Annotated in this window: 11 protein-coding genes; 2 read left to right on the forward strand and 9 right to left on the reverse strand. The window is 69.1% G+C overall.

Annotation, left to right across the window (positions count from 1 at the left end; all coding sequences use genetic code 11):
• Window positions 1-47: 47 nt before the first annotated feature.
• Both pks13 and ACZ50Z_RS23585 read left to right on the forward strand, forming a co-directional pair.
• Window positions 48-5,306, forward strand: a complete 5,259-nt coding sequence (gene pks13, locus ACZ50Z_RS23580; protein ID WP_464486373.1) for a polyketide synthase Pks13 — start codon at window positions 48-50, stop codon at window positions 5,304-5,306.
• A 5-nt stretch (window positions 5,307-5,311) separates the two neighbouring features.
• Complete coding sequence (locus tag ACZ50Z_RS23585; protein WP_464486374.1) at window positions 5,312-6,877, forward strand: acyl-CoA carboxylase subunit beta; 1,566 nt, start codon at window positions 5,312-5,314, stop codon at window positions 6,875-6,877.
• A 76-nt stretch (window positions 6,878-6,953) separates the two neighbouring features.
• Here the strand turns inward: ACZ50Z_RS23585 and ACZ50Z_RS23590 are convergent, their stop codons facing one another.
• The 9 genes from ACZ50Z_RS23590 to ACZ50Z_RS23630 all read right to left on the reverse strand — a co-directional run bounded on the left by ACZ50Z_RS23590 (window position 6,954) and on the right by ACZ50Z_RS23630 (window position 18,623).
• Window positions 6,954-8,735, reverse strand: coding sequence for an acyl-CoA dehydrogenase family protein (locus ACZ50Z_RS23590; RefSeq protein ID WP_464485721.1), 1,782 nt, complete (start codon window positions 8,733-8,735; stop codon window positions 6,954-6,956).
• Between the two features lie 10 nt (window positions 8,736-8,745).
• On the reverse strand, window positions 8,746-9,414 hold the full coding sequence (locus ACZ50Z_RS23595) for a Crp/Fnr family transcriptional regulator (RefSeq protein WP_464485722.1): 669 nt from the start codon (window positions 9,412-9,414) through the stop codon (window positions 8,746-8,748).
• A gap of 7 nt (window positions 9,415-9,421) precedes the next feature.
• Window positions 9,422-9,880 (reverse strand): FHA domain-containing protein, encoded by a 459-nt coding sequence (locus tag ACZ50Z_RS23600; RefSeq protein ID WP_464485723.1) that lies wholly within the window; start codon window positions 9,878-9,880, stop codon window positions 9,422-9,424.
• Between the two features lie 18 nt (window positions 9,881-9,898).
• Window positions 9,899-10,414, reverse strand: a complete 516-nt coding sequence (locus ACZ50Z_RS23605; protein ID WP_464485724.1) for a hypothetical protein — start codon at window positions 10,412-10,414, stop codon at window positions 9,899-9,901.
• Between the two features lie 182 nt (window positions 10,415-10,596).
• The gene (locus ACZ50Z_RS23610) at window positions 10,597-13,764 is read right to left on the reverse strand and encodes an arabinosyltransferase domain-containing protein (protein ID WP_464486375.1); all 3,168 of its coding nucleotides are present in this window, start codon (window positions 13,762-13,764) and stop codon (window positions 10,597-10,599) included.
• Window positions 13,765-13,793: 29 nt separating this feature from the next.
• Window positions 13,794-17,129 carry an arabinosyltransferase domain-containing protein gene (locus tag ACZ50Z_RS23615; protein ID WP_464485725.1) on the reverse strand — a complete coding sequence of 1,112 codons (3,336 nt, stop codon included), beginning with the start codon at window positions 17,127-17,129 and terminating at the stop codon, window positions 13,794-13,796.
• Window positions 17,130-17,194: 65 nt separating this feature from the next.
• The gene (locus tag ACZ50Z_RS23620) at window positions 17,195-17,818 is read right to left on the reverse strand and encodes a maleylpyruvate isomerase family mycothiol-dependent enzyme (protein ID WP_464485726.1); all 624 of its coding nucleotides are present in this window, start codon (window positions 17,816-17,818) and stop codon (window positions 17,195-17,197) included.
• Window positions 17,815-18,303, reverse strand: a complete 489-nt coding sequence (locus ACZ50Z_RS23625) for an SRPBCC family protein (protein ID WP_464485727.1) — start codon at window positions 18,301-18,303, stop codon at window positions 17,815-17,817. Before ACZ50Z_RS23625 ends, ACZ50Z_RS23620 begins: the two co-directional genes overlap by 4 nt.
• On the reverse strand, window positions 18,300-18,623 hold the full coding sequence (locus ACZ50Z_RS23630; protein ID WP_464485728.1) for an ArsR/SmtB family transcription factor: 324 nt from the start codon (window positions 18,621-18,623) through the stop codon (window positions 18,300-18,302). Before ACZ50Z_RS23630 ends, ACZ50Z_RS23625 begins: the two co-directional genes overlap by 4 nt.
• Window positions 18,624-18,625: the final 2 nt, after the last annotated feature.

The following is an 18,625-nucleotide window of genomic DNA, read 5'->3' on the forward strand; positions in this document are numbered from 1 at the left end:
CGGGCCCCGACGGGGAGGTGCCCGCCACCAACGCCAACAAGTCCGACATGACGGTCCCCGAGATGCGCCAGTGGCTGCGCAACTGGGTGGGCAAGGCGGTCGGCCGGTCACCGGACGACATCGACGAGTCGGTGCCGATGGTCGAGCTGGGCCTGGCGTCGCGCGACGCGGTGGCCATGGCCGCCGACATCGAGGACATGACCGGCGTCACGCTGTCGGTCGCGGTGGCCTTCCAGCATCCGACGATCGAATCGCTGGCCACCCGCATCATCGAGGGCGAGCCCGAGGTGCCCGATGACGGCCTCGACGGTGCCGACTGGACCCGCACCGGCCCGGCCGAGCGCGTCGACATCGCGATCGTGGGGCTGTCCACCCGGCTGCCCGGCGACATGAACAGCCCCGACGAAACCTGGCAAGCGCTGATGGAGGGCCGCGACGCCATCACCGACCTGCCCGAGGGCCGCTGGTCGGAATTCCTCGAGGAGCCGCGCATCGCGGCGCGCGTCGACACCGCCCGCACCCGCGGCGGCTACCTGAAGGACGTCAAGGGCTTCGACTCGGAGTTTTTCGCGGTCGCCAAGACCGAGGCCGACAATATCGACCCGCAGCAGCGGATGGCGCTGGAGCTGACCTGGGAGGCGCTCGAGCACGCCCGGATCCCGGCGTCGAGCCTGCGCGGCGAGGCCGTCGGCGTGTACGTCGGCTTCTCCAACAACGACTACCAATTCCTGGCCGTCTCCGACCCGACCGTCGCGCACCCGTACGCGATCACCGGCACCGCCAGCTCGATCATCGCCAACCGGGTGTCCTACTTCTACGACTTCCGCGGCCCGTCGGTCGCGCTGGACACCGCCTGCTCGAGCTCGCTGGTGGCGACCCACCAGGCGGTGCAGGCGCTGCGCAACGGCGAATGCGACGTGGCGGTGGCGGGGGGCGTCAACGCGCTGCTGACGCCGTTGGTGACGCTCGGTTTCGACGAGATCGGTCAGGTCCTTTCGCCCGACGGCCGGATCAAGTCGTTCTCGTCGGACGCCGACGGCTACACCCGCTCCGAGGGTGGCGGCATGTTCGTGCTCAAGCGGGTCGACGACGCCCGCCGCGACGGCGACCAGATCCTGGCCGTGATCGCCGGCAGCGCGGTCAACCACGACGGCCGGTCCAACGGATTGATCGCCCCCAACCAGGACGCGCAGGCCGAGGTGTTGCGCCGGGCCTATAAGGACGCCGGCATCGACCCGCGCACCGTCGACTACATCGAGGCGCACGGCACCGGCACCGTCCTGGGTGACCCGATCGAGGCCGAGGCGCTCGGTCGCATCGTCGGCCGCGGCCGTCCCGCTGACCGTCCGGCGCTGCTGGGCGCGGTGAAAACCAATGTGGGACACCTGGAGTCGGCCGCCGGCGCGGCGAGCCTGGCCAAGGTGGTGCTGGCGTTGCAGCACGACAAGCTGCCGCCGTCGATCAACTTCGCCGGACCCAGCCCCTACATCGACTTCGACGGCATGCGCTTGAAAGTCATTGACAGCGCGAGCGATTGGCCGCGCTACGGCGGCTACGCGCTGGCCGGGGTGTCCAGCTTCGGCTTCGGCGGGGCCAACGCGCACCTGGTGGTGCGTGAGGTCTTGCCGCGCGACGTGATCGAACGCGAACCCGAACCCGAGGCCCAGGTCATCGCGCCGGGGGCTCCCGGTGAGGAACCGGGTGAGACCCCGACGCTTGAGGCCCACTCGCTGCGGTTCGACGACTTCGGCAACATCATCCCCGACGCCGAGACGCCCGACGAGGAAGAAGAATACGAACTGCCGGGCGTGACCGAAGAGGCCCTGCGCCTCAAGGAGATAGCGGCCGAAGAGCTTGCCGCGCAAGAAGAATCAGCGCCGCTGATCCCGCTCGCGGTGTCGGGCTTTTTGACCTCGCGCAAGAAGGCCGCGGCCGCCGAGCTCGCGGACTGGATGGAAACACCGGAGGGCCAAGCGTCTTCGCTGGAATCGATCGGGCGGGCGCTGTCGCGGCGCAACCACGGCCGCTCGCGCGCGGTGGTGCTGGCCCACGACCACGAAGAGGCCGTCAAGGGCCTGCGGGCGGTCGCCGAGGGCAAGCAGCGCGCAGGCGTGTTCAGCGTCGACGGCCCGGTGACAAGCGGGCCGGTCTGGGCGATGGCCGGCTTCGGTGCGCAGCACCGCAAGATGGGCAAGAACCTGTACCTGCGCAACGACGTCTTCGCCGAGTGGATCGAGAAGGTCGACGCGCTGATTCAGGACGAGCGGGGCTACTCGGTGCTCGAGCTGATCCTCGACGACTCGCACGAATACGGCATCGAAACGTCCAACGTCGTCATCTTCGCCATCCAGATCGCGCTGGGCGAGCTGCTCAAGCATCACGGCGCGAAACCCGCTGCGGTGGTGGGTCAGTCGCTGGGCGAGCCCGCGTCGGCCTACTTCTCCGGCGGGCTGTCGCTGCGCGACGCCGCCCGCGTGATCGCCTCGCGCTCGCACCTGATGGGCGAGGGCGAGGCCATGCTGTTCGGCGAATACATCCGGCTGATGGCGTTGGTGGAGTACTCCGCCGACGAGCTGAAGACGGTGTTCGCCGATTTCCCCGGCCTGGAGGTGTGCGTCTACGCCGCTCCCAGTCAGACCGTGATCGGCGGTCCGCCCGAGCAGATCGACGCGATCGTCGCCCGCTGTGAAGCCGAGGGCCGCTTCGCCCGCAAGCTGCAGACCAAGGGCGCGGGCCACACCTCGCAGATGGATCCGCTGCTCGGTGAGTTCTCCGCGGAACTGCAGGGCATCAAGCCGACGAGCCCCACCGTCGGAATCTTCTCGACGGTGCACGAGGGCAGCTACGTCAAGCCCGGTGGCGAGCCGATCCACGACGTCGCGTACTGGGTCAAGGGCATGCGGCATTCGGTCTACTTCACGCACGGCGTCCGCAACGCCGTCGACAGCGGCCACACCACGTTCCTGGAGCTGGCGCCCAACCCGGTGGCGCTGATGCAGATCGGCTTGACCACCGCGGCCGCGGGTTTGCATGACGCCCAACTGATTCCGACGCTGGCTAAAAAGCAGGACGACGTCGAGTCGATGACCTCGGCGATGGCCCAGCTCTACGTCCACGGCCACGACCTGGACATCCGCACCCTGTTCAGTCGCGCCCAGGGGCCGGAAGACTACGCGAACATCCCGCCGACGAAGTTCAAGCGCAAAGAGCACTGGCTCGACGTGCACTTCTCCGGCGACGGCTCGGTGATCATGCCGGGGACCCATGTCGCGTTGCCGGACGGCCGGCACGTCTGGGAGTACGCCCCGCGCAACGGCGAGACGGACCTGGCTGCGTTGGTGAGAGCGGCTGCGACACAGGTTCTTTCGGACGCGCAACTGGTGGCATCCGAGCAGCGCGCGGTCCCCGGCGCGGGCGCCCGGCTGGTGACGACGATGACCAGGCACCCGGGTGGCGCCTCGGTCCAGGTGCACGCCCGCATCGACGAATCCTTCACTTTGGTCTACGACGCGCTCGTGTCGCGGGCCGGCCAGAGCGTGGCCGCGTTGCCGACCGCCGTGGGCGCCGGCGCGGCGATCGCCGCCCCGACCACGACCGCCGCGGTTGAGGCGCCCCCGGCGTCCCCGGCGGACGAGGCCGACGCCGAGACGCTGTCGGACAGCCTGACCAACCGCTACCTGCCGTCCAGCGTCGGGCGGTGGTCGCCGGATTCCGGTGAGACCATCGGTGAGCGGCTGGGCATGATCGTCTCGGCGGCCATGGGTTATGAGCCCGAGGACCTGCCGTGGGAGGTGCCGCTGATCGAGCTCGGCCTGGATTCGTTGATGGCCGTGCGGATCAAGAATCGGGTCGAATACGACTTCGACATGCCGCCCATCCAGTTGACTGCGGTGCGCGACGCCAACCTCTACGCCGTCGAGAAGCTGATCGAGTACGCGGTCGAGCACCGCGACGAGGTCGCGCAGCTGCACGAGCACCAAAAGACGCTGACACCCGACGAGATCGCCAAGGAGCAGGCCCAGCTGCTCAGCGGGGCAACGCCGACATCGGTCGCCGCGCCGGATCCGGATCCGCAGGCCGAGCCCGAAACCCAGGCCCCAATTCCCCCGCCGCCGACGGATCCGTCCGGGCCGAAGGGCGCGGCGACCAACGGTGGCCAGCCGAACCTGGCGGGCGCGCTCAGCCAGGAGGCGGTGTCCAAGGCGCTCAATTCCGATGTGCCCCCGCGTGACGCCGCCGAGCGGGTCACCTTCGCCACCTGGGCGATCGTCACCGGCAAGTCGCCGGGCGGCATCTTCAACCCGTTGCCCGCGCTCGACGAGGACGCCGCCGCCAAGATGGCGCAACGCCTCTCGGAGCGCGCCGAGGGCACCATCACCGCCGAAGACGTGCTGACATCGCAGACCATCGAGGCGCTGGCCGAAAAGGTCCGCCAGTACCTGGAGGCCGGCCAGATCGACGGCTTCGTCCGCACCCTGCGGGCGCCCGAGAACGATTCGCAGGTACCGGTATTCGTGTTCCACCCGGCCGGCGGGTCGACCGTGGTCTACGAGCCGCTGCTCAACCGGCTGCCGGCGAACACCCCGATGTACGGGTTCGAGCGCGTGGAGGGCACCGTCCAGGAGCGGGCCGCCCAGTACGTGCCCAAGCTGCTGGAGATGAACGAGGGCAAGCCGTTCATCCTCGCCGGCTGGTCGCTGGGCGGTGCGCTGGCCTACGCGTGCGCGATCGGGCTGAAGCGGGCCGGCGCCGACGTGCGATTCGTCGGGATGATCGACACGGTGCGCGCCGGCGAGGAGATCCCGCAGACCCAGGAGGAAACCCGCAAGCGCTGGGACCGTTACGCGAAATTCGCGGAGCGCACCTTCAACGTCGAGATCCCCGCGATCCCCTACGAACAGCTCGAGGAGCTCGACGACGAGGGTCAGGTCAAGTTCGTCTTGGACATCGTCCAGCAGAGCGGCGTGCAGATCCCGGGCGGCATCGTCGAGCACCAGCGGACGTCGTATCTGGACAACCGGGCGCTCGAGACCGTCGTGATCGAGCCGTACGACGGCCACGTGACCCTCTACATGGCCGACCGCTACCACGATGACGTCATCGAGTTCGAGCCTCGCTACGCGGTCCGTCAGCCCGACGGCGGCTGGGGCGAGTTCGTGGCGGACCTGGAGGTGGTTCCCATCGGTGGCGAGCACATCCAGGCCATCGACGAACCGATCATCGCCAAGGTGGGCGCACACCTGGCGGACGTGCTGAATAAGGTGGACGCGGAAACCACTCAGACAAGTGAGGTAGGCAAGTCGTGACGGAGATGGCGCCGGCCCCCATCCAGCACACCACCGCCGAGAAGCTGGCCGAGCTCCACCGCCGCCTGGAACTGGCAAAAGAGCCCGGCGGCGAGAAGGCCGTCGCCAAGCGCGACAAGAAGGGCATCCCCAGCGCCCGCGCCCGTGTGCACGCGCTGGTCGACCCGGGCACCTTCCTGGAGACCGGGGCGCTGGCCAAGACGCCCAACGACCCGAACGCGCTCTACGGTGACGGCTGCGTCACCGGGCACGCCATGATCGACGGCCGCCCGGTCGGGGTGTTCTCCCACGACCAGACCGTGTTCCAGGGCACCGTCGGCGAGATGTTCGGCCGCAAGGTCGCCCGGCTGATGGAGTGGTGCGCGATGATCGGGTGCCCGATCATCGGCATCCAGGACTCGGGCGGCGCCCGGATCCAGGACGCGGTCACCTCGCTGGCCTGGTACGCCGAACTGGGCCGCCGCCACGAGGCGCTGTCCGGGCTGGTGCCGCAGATCTCCCTGATCTTCGGGAAATGCGCTGGGGGAGCAGTGTATTCGCCGATCCAGGACGACCTGCTCGTCTCGGTGCGCGACCAGGGCTACTTCTTCGTCACCGGGCCCGACGTGATCCGGGAGGTCACCGGCGAGGAGGTCACCCTCGACGAGCTCGGCGGGTCCGACGCGCAGGCCCGCTACGGCAACATCCACCAGGTGGTGAACTCCGAGGCCGAGGCGTTCGCATACGTGCGCGACTTCCTGTCGTTCCTGCCGTCGAGCACCGTCAGCGAGCCGCCGATCGTCAACCCCGGCCTCGAGCCGGAGACCACCCCGACCGATCTGGAGCTCGACTCGATCGTGCCGGACTCGGACAATATGGCCTACGACATGCACGAGATCCTGCTGCGCATCTTCGACGACGGTGACTTCCTGGACGTCGCCGCGCAGCACGGCCCGGCCATCATCACCGGGTTCGCCCGGATCGACGGGCGCCCGGTGGGCGTGATCGCCAACCAGCCGATGTACCTGTCCGGGTCGATCGACAACGAGGCCTCCGACAAGGCCGCGCGATTCATCCGGTTCTGCGACGCGTTCAACACTCCGCTGGTCTTCGTGGTGGACACCCCGGGCTTTTTGCCCGGCGCCGAGCAGGAGAAAAACGGCATCATCAAGCGCGGCGGCCGGTTCCTGTACTCGGTGGTCGAGGCCGACGTGCCGAAGGTGACCATCACGGTCCGCAAGTCCTTCGGCGGCGCGTACGCCGTGATGGGATCGCGGCAGCTGACCGCCGACTTCAACTTCGCCTGGCCGACCGCGCGCATCGCGGTGATCGGCGCCGAGGGGGCCGCGCAGCTGCTGATGAAGCGGTTCCCGGACCCGACCACGCCCGAGGCGCAGCAGATCAAGAAGGACTTCATCGAGGGCTACAACCTCAACATGGCGATCCCGTGGACCGCCGCCGAGCGTGGCTTCATCGACGCGGTCATCGACCCGCACCAGACCAGGCTGCTGCTGCGCAAGTCGATGAAACTGCTGCGGGACAAGCAACTGTGGTTCCGTACGGCACGCAAGCACGGGCTCATCCCGATCTAAGGGCTCACCGCGAGTTCACCGCGAGCAGTCGCAAAAGCACCCAAAAACGCCCATTCCGAGGCGATTTCGCGTGCTCCTATGCCTGCTCGGCGGTGAAGGCGCCGTCCACCAGCTCGTCGAAGCGCTCCATCGCCTCGTCGGTGTCGGCGTCGATGCCGCGCAGCGCCCCCCGATCGGCGAGGTACCGCTGCGCGTAGAGCCGTGCCACCAGCGCCTTGCGTCCGCTGCCGCGGGTGGCGCGCTCCCAGGCGGCCTGCTCGATGAGTAACGCGCCGCCGTAGACGTCACCCATGAATTGGGCGAGCGGGAACAGCCGCGCCTCGGCCAGGTCCCGGTCGAGCTTCGACCATGCGGTGATCGCCGCGTCGAGATCCTCGATCCGGCCGGCGACCAGCCGGGTCGCCTCGTCGTCGTCGGCGACCGAGACGGCATCGCGCAGCCGGGCCAGCAGCGTCTCGTGCGCGCGGGTCTGCTCGATCCCGCGACGCACGTCCAGGCACAGGATGTTGTCCGGGCCCTCCCAGATGGTGTTGACTTGTGCGTCACGCAAAAGCCTTGCCACCGGCCAGGTTTCGATGTAGCCGTTGCCGCCGTGGATCTCGATCGCGTCCGACGCCGCGGTGATCCCGAGCCGGCACACTTTCAGCTTGGTGACCGGGACCGCGATGCGCTGCCGCAGGCTGCGCGGCTGGCGATGGTTGGTGGCGCCGGTGCCGTCGAACACCAGCGCCTGGGCGGCTTCGACGTCGACGATCAGCTCGGCGAGCTTGCGCCGCATCAGCGGTTTGTCGATCAGCGCGCCGCCGAAAGCGCGCCGCCGCCGCGCGTAGCACAGCGACTCGACCAGGGCGCGCCGCGCGTTCCCGAGGCCGAACAACGCGATGCCCAGCCGCGCGGCGTTGGTCAGCTCCATCATGCGGCCCAGACCCTTGCCGTCGGAGGGGCCCGATTCGGCGGCGGGTTCGCCCGACAGCAGAAACGCCTCGGCGTCGACGAATTCGACCTCGCCCGAGGCCACCGAGCGGGTGCCGAGTTTGTCCTTCAGGCGCCGGACCCGCACCCCGTTGCGGGAGCCGTCGCGGCGGGTGCGCAGCACCAGGAAATTGGCGACGCCCCGCGAAGAGTCCGGCGCGCCTTCGGGTTTGGCCAGGACGACGAACGCCTCCCCGGCGCAGTTGGACGCGAACCATTTGAACCCGTTCAGCAGCCACGAGTCGCCGTGACGCGTGGCGGTCGTCTCGAGCGCACCCAGGTCGGAGCCGCCGGTGCGTTCGGTGAGCAACTGCGCGGTCTCGCCGGCCCACTCGCCGGAGGCGAATTTGGCCAGCACGTGCTCGGCCACGTCGGCCGGCGCGTAGGCCGCCACCAGCGACTGGACCATGCCGCCGCCGGTGCCCAACGCGCAGCCCATGCCGATATCGGCTTGATTGAGTAGATAATTCGACGCGAACAGGGTCAGCGACGAGCTCATCTTCGCCTCGCGAGCCTCGGCCCGCAGCGCTCGCTGGGCATCCAGGACGGCCCGCTTGGACTGCGTGAACGACGTCGGCATGACCACCCGGCTGACGTCGTGGCCCCACCGGTCGTAACGCTCGAGCCGCGGCGGGTTGCGGTCGGTCTCTTCGGCCCAGCGCGCCACCGAGCCACCCATCAGCTCGCCGATGCCCCCCAGATGGCGTTCGGCCAACTTCAGCTCGTCGGGCTGCAGGTAGTAGGCCATGGTGAACTGCAGCGTGGGATCGGTGCTGTACCAATTGAGACCGACGGCGCCGGCGTAGTCCTCCGTCGCGTAGCGCTGCGATTTTTCCTCAGTGGAGAACGGCAGCCTGTCCACCGCCTCTACGGCGTAGTCGCTCATGGGACAGACGCTACGCGCCGAGCCGATCGTCATGCGGTAGGGCGTCGGGGGCGCCCCCGACGCCCCCGACGTCCCCACCGTCCCCGGCGCGGCGGGCCAGCGCCTCGGGGTTGATGATCAGAACGGTCTTGCCCTTCAACGAGATCCAGCCGCGTGTCGTGAAGTTGCGCAGTGCCTTGTTCACCGATACCCGGTCGGCGCCCACGATCTGGGCCAGCTCGTCCTGGCTGAGTTCATGGGCGAGCCACAGCGCGCCGCCCTCGCGGCTGCCGAACCGCCTGCCCAGCATCAACAGCTGGCGGGCGACACGGGCAGGGACATCGCTGGAAACCAGTTCGACGAGTTGTCGTTCGGCACCCCGCAACCGCCGGGTCAGCGCCCGCAGCACCTGTTCGGCGAGCGCCGGCTCCCGCGCCATCGAGGCGCGCAGGGCGGCGCGGTCCAGCCACAGCGCTCGCACGTCGGTGAGCGCCGTGGCGGTGCACGCGCGCGGGGCGGGGTCGAACACCGCCAGCTCGCCGAAGATGTCCGCGGGGCCCAGGATGCCCCGCACGCTGGTGCGGCCCGCGGGATCGCGGAGGCTGATCTTCACCGTGCCTTCGGCGATCACATAGAGCCGATCACCCGGGTCCCCCTGCGCGAAAATCGTTTGGCCGGCGCCGAATTCGGAGGTGTACATCGTCGGGTCACGGCGCCTGGGCGGAGAGGAACACCAGCCGGAAATTGCCGACCTGGAGCACGTCGCCGTTGGCCAGCACCGCGGAGTCGACGGGTTCACGGTTGCGGTAGGTGCCGTTGAGGCTGCCGAGGTCGACGACGCGGAATTCGTCGTCCTCGGTGCGGAATTCGGCATGCCGGCGGCTGACCGTGATGTCGTCGAGAAAGATGTCGCTTTCCGGGTGACGCCCGGCGGTCATGACGGGCTGGTTCAGGACGAACCGCGATCCGACGTTGGGGCCCCGTTTCACCACGAGCATGGCCGAGCCGCGCGCCATCCCGGCCGCTTCGGCCGCTTCCGATGTCGTGTCGAATTCCTCGGGGACGTCCTCGGCAGGCGACGGGGAGCCGCGGATCGCGGAAAGGTCGCCGGTGGCGTCATCAGGCGCGATTCGCTGCTGCCGTGTGTCCCGTTGCGATGCCGACACCGCTGCCCCTCATCCGGCCTATGCCCTCGCGGGGACGACGAACTCGGAGGTGTAGAACTCCGCCGGGCTTTGCGCGTGGGGGTTCGGTTGTTCGACGATCACCCACACACCGGTCGTGCCGGGCCGAATGCTGTCTTGTACGGTCGCGTTCCCGCGGCCGGCCCCGTCGGTGTCCAGGCCGGTGAACGCGGTCCCGGGGTCGCCGGGCCCGCACGTGGCGGAGGAGGGGCGGGGCAGCTGGATCAGACCCACGTCGAAATGGGTGCCGGGTTCTGGCGCGTCCACCAAATGGACGTCCGCGACCACCCTCGACCCGGCCGTGTGGACGACGGCATAACCCGTCCCCAGGGATGGGTGCGGCACCTGCACCGCAAAAGTCACCAAACTGAAATCGCAACGCCGAAGTTTGGCGTCGAAAACGACGGTGGTGCCGGCACCCTCGGCGCCCGACGTGCCGATCGCGAACGTGGTGGCCGGCAATACCAGCACGGTAAGCGCGGTGGAGCAGGTCTTCAGGCGTGTCAGCGTGCGCATGGGGCCACCCTTTTCCGTAGTGTGAACTGGATCACATCGGAATGAGGATTGTCCCGCTATCGGCCGGTTCAAACCCACCGCCAGCAATTACCCAGGCGTTAATTCGGGGGGCTATTCCGGCACTGAATAGCGGCCGCGGCGCGCGATTTAAACACGCCAATAAATGACGCTTTTCGCCGCGGTTACGGCTTGATGCGGATCTGGCCCGGCGACCACCACCCAGTACGGGTCGCGGTGCCCAGGTCGAGCTGCGCGGGGCGCGCGTCGGCGATCGTGTCGAACTTGCGCAGCGATCCCCAGTCACGGCCCCAGTCGTGGGACAGGTACGTCGACATCACGTGCGCCCGCAGCAGCAGATCGGTGATGCCCAGCAGGCCGCCGTTGACGCCGTCCTGCCAGGTGTCGGTGTCCTGCTTCTTGGCGTTGTAGTCCGGGGTGATGCGGAACTTCGGGATCTCGGTGACGCCGTTGGTGTGCAGCATCGGCTGCTGGCAGGGGAAGGCCAATCCGACCGCCCAGTCCATCAACACCGGCTGCGTCGAGCCGACGTACTCCTGCAGCGAGCGCAGCTCCGGGACCCGCGGTGGGGTCAGCGCGATCCAGTCGTCCGGCGTCAGCGACAGGTCCTCGGCGACCACCCGCACCGCGACGGCGTCGGCCGGCATCTGCGAGCGTGCGAACCGCAGGTTTCGCCACACCTTGGGTTGTTCGCCGTAGAGGTCGTAGGGCACCAGGCGGCCCGCCGCCAGTACGGAGCCGTCCGGGCCGGGCCTGCCGAATTCCAATTCCACCGTCTGCCCGGTGGTGTGGTGGTGCAGGATGCTGTTGCCGGTGATGGTGCCCGCGGCGCTGATGACGACCAGTGGGTGTCCGGCGTCGGGTTTGGGCAGCTGGTACCACGCCGAGTTCAGCCTGCTCTGCTGTTGCGCGCCGGTGGCGAAGCTGCCCGCTACCGGAACTTGCTGAGGGTTCAGGCCGTAGGGCAGCGGTACCGTCGATCCGTTGATACCCGGCGTCGTCAGCTTGAGTGGTGCATCCCAGTCATAGTCGGTTCCGGGCTGCGGCACCGACGTTTCCTTGACCGACTCGGCCAGGGTGCGGTCCGGAACGCCGTTCGGCGTGAATCCTGTTGGGCGCTCACCACCCAGCGGCCCCAATGGTCCGTAATTGCCGGGTAGCGGCGCCATGAAGCCGGCGTTGCTGTCCGGCTCGACGAGCACGTCATCGGCCAGCCCGCAGCCGCCGCTGAACTCGCGCAGGTTGTCCCACGCGTTGGAGTAGGTGGGGTACTGCCGCACGATGCCGGCCGTCATCGACGCGATGAACACCAGCGCCATGAAGCCCGCCGCGAGGGGCACCGGCGCCGCCGTCAGCGCCCGGGCCAGCCGGCCTTCGCCATGGTCGCGGGACGCGAAATGCAACCAGATCGCGTAGAGGACTGCGATCACAAACAGCGCGAAAAAGATTGTGCTGATTGTGATTCCGCCGATCTTCGGCATCGCGCTGTTGAACGGAACACCGTAGCTGGAGACATACCACCAGCCGTTGGTGGTGGCGAAACACAGGGCCAACACGAAAAATACCGCCGCAAGGAACGCCATCCGGTTGCGCGACCAGCGCAACACCGCCGGTGAGACCAGCACGGTGGTCAGGGCGGCCATCGCCGCCCCCACCGCCGCGAAGAGCCCGAAGTGGTGCACCCACTTGGTGGGTGTGAACATCAGGAAGAACATGGTGCCGAAGATGACACCCATCAGCCGCCACGCCGGCCCGCGGGCCACTCCCGGAACTCGCTTGCGCCGCAACATGATGAACACGGCCGTGAACAGACACAGCGCGGCGATCAGGAACCCGAACCGGCGCGACAGCGAGCCATCGACGGTGGGCAGAATCAGGTAGTAATAGCGCAGGTTCTCGGTGTACCAGGCCTGGCTGGGGCCGATCGACGTGCGAATCCTGGTGGCTTCCAGCACGGTTGACAGTGTCTGGTCGGCGAACACGACGGTCAGGATGACCGTGCCGGCGGCCAGCATGGGCGCCACCAGCGGCCACGTGCCGACCAGGCGGTGGCGGCGGACCAAAATTCGCAGGATCGGCCGGCCGCCGGCGATCAGCGCGGCGACCGCGATCAAGCCGGTGGGCTGGACGCCGAGCGTGAAAGCCGCGGTGATGACCGCCAGCGCGGCGGGGGTGAGCCGGCTGTAGCGCATGGAGCGCTCGATCAGCACGTAGGTGATCAGCGAACCGACGGCGATGATCGGCTCGGGGCGCAGGCCGTTGTCGAACGGCATCCAGGCCGTCAGCAGCACCGTGCCCGCCGCCCAGTTGGCGGCCTTGCTGGAGGCCACCGCGGGCCCCAGACGGGGCAGCACCTCGCGCGAGAGCAGCAGCCAGCACACGATTCCGGCGATCAAGTCCGGCAACCGCATCCACAGGCTGGCGTCGGTGACATGGGTCATCAGCGCCAGCAGGTTGTAGTACCAGCCGAAGGGGTCTTCGGGGCTGCCGAACCACCGGAAGTAGTTCGACATGTATCCGGCGCGGTCGGCGACGCGGGCCATGCCGAGGATGTAGCCGTCGTCGGACGAGTTCGCCCCGATCACGTGCCAGAGGACGAACCCGCCGATCACCGCGACATCGGCGAGAGTGAAGGTGCGCCAGTTCGCCGGAATGAGCCGGCGCATCCGGTGCCCGTCCAGCTGGTCGAGCCGCCACAACGCGACCAGTGCGACGATGGTGGCCACGATCGCCGCGACCATCGCGGCCAGTTTCAAAGTGGTTGGGGTGGTGGAGAACCGGGTGTCGATGGTCGCCGACAGCCTCAAACCGGCCGGAGCCGGACCGCTCAGGTCGGTGAACACCCCGACGATCTGCGGCCGCAGGTTGGGATCGGGGAAACCGCCGCTGATGGGTTTGCCCGCCGGATCATTGAGTCCGACAAAGGTGGCGAAGGCGCCGGCCTTCGTCGAGGTGATGTCGATGTGCTGACACTGCGGGGAGGCCACCTGATCCCGGGGCGCGCTGGCGATCACCACGTTGCGGTCGGTGACGTCGACCCGCTTGCCGTTGACGACCACGAACAGCGCGTTGAGGGCGGCGTCCTTGCCCTTCTTGGGCGCCGTACTCAGCACGACCCCGCCCTCCGGCGGCAGGGCGCGCACCGCCGAGCACGGCACGGTTGCCGTCACGTCGACCGGGGTCAGCGAAATCAGCGGTGCGGTAACGCTGTTCAGCTGACCGTTCTGTGGCCAGTTGAGCGTCGCGGTGGTTTGCACGACGGGCAGCAGCGGGGTGGCTACCGACAGCACGAACCCGATCAGGCCGGCGATGGTCGCCACCCAGCGCGTCATCCGCACGTCGTCGCTGGCGGTCGGCGCGCTCACGGGAGCGCCCGAATCGGTCCCTGCCGGCTCCAGCCGTGCACTGTCATCACACCCTGTTCGATAACGGCGTCCGGCGCCTGATCAGCCGGCACCAGCCGGAAGTACTGCTCCACGGATCCCCAGTCGCGATACCAGTCGCCGCGCAGATACGTCGAGATCGTCGAGGTGCGCAGCATCGTCTGGGCGAACAGGAACGGGCCGCCCGCCTCGCCGGCCTGCCAGCCGTTCGACGACGACGCCGTCTGTTTGTGGTCGGGCAGGATGCGGTACTGCGGAAGTTCGGCGACGCCAAGGTGTTCGGAGAACGGCCGCTGGCACGGGAAGTTCGCGGCGGTCGCGATGTCCATCAGCACGGGTGTGCGCGACCCGATCAGCTGCTGCAGGGTTTCGGTCACCGGGACCCGGGGCGGCGTGAACGCGAACCACTGATCCGAACTCAGGTTCGGGTCGTAGGCGACGATGCGCGCCACGTTGGCCTCGGGTGGCGCCCAGGTCAGCGGGAACCGCAGATTGCGCCACGCCGGTTCTGGGCCGATGTCGATCGGCTGCACCTCGGCGAGCGGCTGGGTCGTCCCCTCCGGGCGGGCAACTCCCCATTGCAGTTTGAGCGACTGTCCGTAGGTGAAGGTGCCGTCTTCTTTGTAGGACCAGACGGAGCCGGCCGCCGACACCACGACGATCGGGCGATCCGGGGTGCGGGGCGGCAGCTGGTACCACGCCGAGGTGGCGGTGGCGGCCAGGGAGTTTTCGCCGTAGCTGCCCATCACCGGCGTGCGGGCGGGGTCCAGCCCGAACGGCAGCGCCGCGGATGAGCCGTTGACACCGACCGGGCCTTTCCCGCCGGCCGTACCCGCGGAGTCACTCATGGCCGCGTTCGGCTTGTTGGGTGACGCGTCGGAATTGACCACCCCCGGCTTGGTGACCACCGGGTACGACCTCAGATCCGTGCCCACGCCGTCGGGTTTGAAGCCCACCGGATTGACGCCGCCGAGGGGGCCGTCGGGGCCGAACGTCTGGCCCGGCGCCGGCGACAGCATGCCGGCATTGGGGTCGGGCTCGGCCAGCACGTCGTCGGCCATGGCGCAGCTGCGGGACGACAACCCCGAACTGATCGCGGCGAGATTGGCCTTGCCCGTGGTGTAGAGCGGGTAGCGGAACACCGCGCCCTTGGTCAGCGACGCGACCTCGCCGACGACCATGATGGTCGCGACCACCAGCAGCGGGGTGGACGCCAGGACGCGGTTGCGCCGGTTGTCCTTGACCTCAGTGTGGCCGGCGTAGTCCATCCGGAAGTGCTGCCAGGCGGCCAGCAGCCCGGTGATGATCGACAACGTCAGGAACATCGACGTCACCGGGTGGCTGGCGACGACCGGCTGGATGTCGTACCAGGGCACCCCGTAGTTGCCGACGTAGAACCAGCCGTTGATGCCCGAGGTGGCCACCGCCAGGACGAACAGCAGCGCGGTCACGTACAGCGTCAGGTTGCGGCGGTTGTGCAGGCCGATCCGCGAGCACGCGAACGCGGTGACCGCGCCCAGCGCCCCGGCCAGCCCCGCGAAGGCGCCGAACTGGATCGCCCACTTCGTCGGGGTGAATGTCAGGAGCAGCAGGCCGATCGCGGTGGTGCCGATCAGCCGCCACGCCGGGCCACTGGCCACGCCGGGGACGCGTCCGCGGCGCAGCAGGATGACCAACATGCCGAACAGGCACAGCAGCAGGATCAGCACCGCGAACCGCCGCGCCATCGACCCGTCGGGATTGGACTCGACGGTCAGGAAGTAGTAGCGCAGCCAATCCTGGTACCAGGCGATCGTCGGCCCGACCTTGTATTTGATGCGGGCGGATTCGAGCACCGTGGCCAGCGTCTGGCTGCGGAACACCACCACGAGGATCACCGCGAGCGACGCCGCGAGCACCGCCAGCGGTGCCAGCAGCCCGTCGGTGGCCCGGCGGCGCCGGATCGTCTGGGCGACGGCCCGCGCCCCGGTGAGCAGCGCGGCGACGGCGATCAAACCCTGCGGCGCCAGCGTCGCGCTCAACAGGGCCACGATGATGGCCACCGCCGCCGGGGCGAGCCGTCGCAGCGCGATCGCGCGCTCGACCAGCATCCAGGTGATCAGCACCCCGAGCGCGATCAGCGGTTCGGGCCGCAGCCCGTTGTTGAACGGCAGCCAGGCCGCGACGAACACCGCGCCCGCCGTGAAGACCGCGACGCGGTTGGCGGCCAGCCCGCCCCTGCCGGGGCCCAGCCGGCGCAGCATCCAGTGGCTGATGATCAACCAGCAGCCGATTCCGGCCAGCGTGGCGGGCAGCCGCATCCAGACGCCGGCGGTGCTCACCGAGGCGAACTTGGACAGCACCCCGAGATACCAGTCGAAGGGGGCATCGGTGGTGCCGAAGTAGCGGTAATAGTTGGCGACGTAGCCGGCGCCGGGAGCGACGCGGGCGATGGTCAGGTTGTAGCCGTCATCCGACGTGGTGGCGCCGATGACGTGCCACAGCAACAGGGTTGCGATCACGCCGGCGTCGGCGATCCATGTCGCGAGTCCGACGCGCCGCCAGTTGGCCAGGTGGGTGGCGGGGCGGTACCTGGACAGCCAGGCGATGGGGGAGCGCCAGTTGAGCAGCGTGCCGCCGCCTCGGCTGCGGCGGTCCAGCACCGCGAGCGCGATGATGGCGGCCAGCACCGAGAGGACGCCGAAGGCCATCACGATCTTCTTGGCGGCGGTGGGCGCGGTGATGAATCGGGTGTCGATGTCTATGCGGGCTGAGAGGCCCGGCCCCGCGGGCACCTTCAGGTCGGTGAAGATCCCGCCGACCTGCGGCTTCTTCTCGGGCGGCAGGACGCCTGAGGCGCCGGGGAGGCCGACGAACTCGGCGCCGGCCGACCCGATGCCGGCCCAGGCGTGCAGCACGGTGCAGCCGCCGGCGGCGATGGCCGAGCGCTGCGCCACCGCCGCGACGGTGTCGCGGAACGCCACGACGACGACGTCCTTGTTGGCCCGCACGAACAGCCCGTTCTTCCCGGCGTCCATGCCACCGGGCGGCAACGTCGAGACCACCAAGCCGCCGTCGGCGGGCAGGGTGGCGATGTCCGGGCAGGGAATGGAGATGTCCAGCGCCCGGGGCGCCCCCGACACCAGGGGCGCGGTGATCTGGCTGACGTGCCCGTCGGGGCCCTCAGTTGTGCCCTGCGGCCACAGCACCGTCGCCGTGGTCTGCTTCGCCGGAAGCACCGGGACGAGCAGGCACAGGAACAGCCCCAGAAGTCCCGCGACCGCGGCCACCGATCGTGGGATCCGCTGCGATCGCTCATTACGGTCGTGGGGCACGAGGCTCGATCGTAAGCGACGGGCCTGTGTCCGCTGAGGATGCGGGGCCGCGCAGCGGGCGGTCGCTATCCGCCGAGCCGGGCCGCCAGCGTGGCGTGCCCGGGGCCGCCGAGGTCGCCGAGCGCGGCCGGGCGCCCGGACATCGCCATGAGTAGCGCCTCGCCGGGGCCGGTCACTTCGGGCCCGTCGCCGTGCGTCCACTCGAGGTCGGTGGCGCGCAGGTGCAAACCCTTGACTCGCCGTCCCGCGCCGAGCCGGGGATTGCCCGGAACCAGGGACAGGACCCGCTCGAGCCGGTCGTGCGGGACCTCGCGCGGCCGGCCAAGCGCGCGGCGGATGTCCTGGTGATGGATCGTGCCGTCGACGAGTGCGATCATTCCGCCGAAACCCGCTGTCAATCCCCGTGGTTGGAGGTGGGCGCGCAGGAATTCCAGCAATTGTTGCGGGGTCAGGTCGGCGAATTCGTCGACGCCCACCTGGTTGGCCCGCACCACCCGGCCCTTTGCGAAGCGCTTCAGCAGCCCCAGGGTGCCGAGTTCTTCGTAGCTGATCACATGCGCCACAACGTCTTTCACGCTCCATTGCGTGCACAGGCTGGGCGCATTCCAGTCCGGCGGCGTCAGCGTGGCCAAAAAGTCCGCCAGGTCCGCCCGCTCGGCGCGGGCCATGGGCATCAGGTCGGCGGTCATCGCGGGTCACCGCCGCTCAACAGCTCGACGTAGCGGCCCAGGTACAGCGGCCAGCCCGCATCGCCGTCGACCCCGTCGGCCACCGATGGCCAGCCCGGCCCGTGGCGGTCGAGATGGCGGTGTTCGAGGTCCACCCGGGTGCGCTGGCCGTCCTCGGAGGTGAAGCGGACTTCGACCTCGCTGGTCTTCGCGGTGTCGGACTCCAGTTGCCACGTCGGCCCGATGTCCCAGCTGAACACCACGCGATGCGGCGGCTCGTAGACCAGGATCCGCGCCCATCGACAGACGCTGCCGTCGACGCCGCGGTCATAGATGTGGCCGCCCACGCGGGGCTCGAACACGGTCTCGGCGATGGGAACCGCCAGCAGGTTGTGCTCGCGCGGCTTGAACGCGCCGAACCGTTCGGTGAAGACGGCGAACGCGCGCTCGATGGCAGCGTTGACGACGACGTGATGGGTGACGGTGGGGGTCCGCTGCGGCGTCATGGTGCTCCTTCGTTGATCTCGTCGATGGTCTGCGCATAGCCGGCCAGCGCCTGGGTCCAGAACCGGTCGAGATCGGCGCGCAGTGCCTCGAGACCGGTGGGGTCGAGCTGATAGACGCGGCGGGTTCCCGCGGCGCGGTCGCGCACCAGCCCGGCGCACTTGAGCACCTTGAGGTGTTGGGACACCGCGGGCCGGCTGACCGGTAGGCCGCGGGCCAATTCGCCGACGGCCGCCGGGCCGTGCGCGAGGCGTTCCACGATGGCGCGCCGCGTCCCGTCCGCCAGGGCCAGCCACACGTCACCGGCTTGGTAAGTGGCCACGA

It is taken from the genome of Mycobacterium sp. NTMscope_MAC_269, assembly GCF_976985695.1.

Bases quoted from the DNA above. Each gene is read 5' to 3' on its own strand.
- ACZ50Z_RS23610 (WP_464486375.1), bottom strand. From the start codon at position 13,764: ATGACGCGCTGGGTGGCGACCATCGCCGGCCTGATCGGGTTCGTGCTG.
- ACZ50Z_RS23620 (WP_464485726.1), bottom strand. From the start codon at position 17,818: ATGACCGCCGACCTGATGCCCATGGCCCGCGCCGAGCGGGCGGACCTG.
- ACZ50Z_RS23595 (WP_464485722.1), bottom strand. From the start codon at position 9,414: ATGTACACCTCCGAATTCGGCGCCGGCCAAACGATTTTCGCGCAGGGG.
- pks13 (WP_464486373.1), top strand. From the start codon at position 48: ATGACGGTCCCCGAGATGCGCCAGTGGCTGCGCAACTGGGTGGGCAAG.
- ACZ50Z_RS23590 (WP_464485721.1), bottom strand. From the start codon at position 8,735: ATGAGCGACTACGCCGTAGAGGCGGTGGACAGGCTGCCGTTCTCCACT.
- ACZ50Z_RS23605 (WP_464485724.1), bottom strand. From the start codon at position 10,414: ATGCGCACGCTGACACGCCTGAAGACCTGCTCCACCGCGCTTACCGTG.
- ACZ50Z_RS23585 (WP_464486374.1), top strand. From the start codon at position 5,312: ATGGCGCCGGCCCCCATCCAGCACACCACCGCCGAGAAGCTGGCCGAG.
- ACZ50Z_RS23625 (WP_464485727.1), bottom strand. From the start codon at position 18,303: ATGACGCCGCAGCGGACCCCCACCGTCACCCATCACGTCGTCGTCAAC.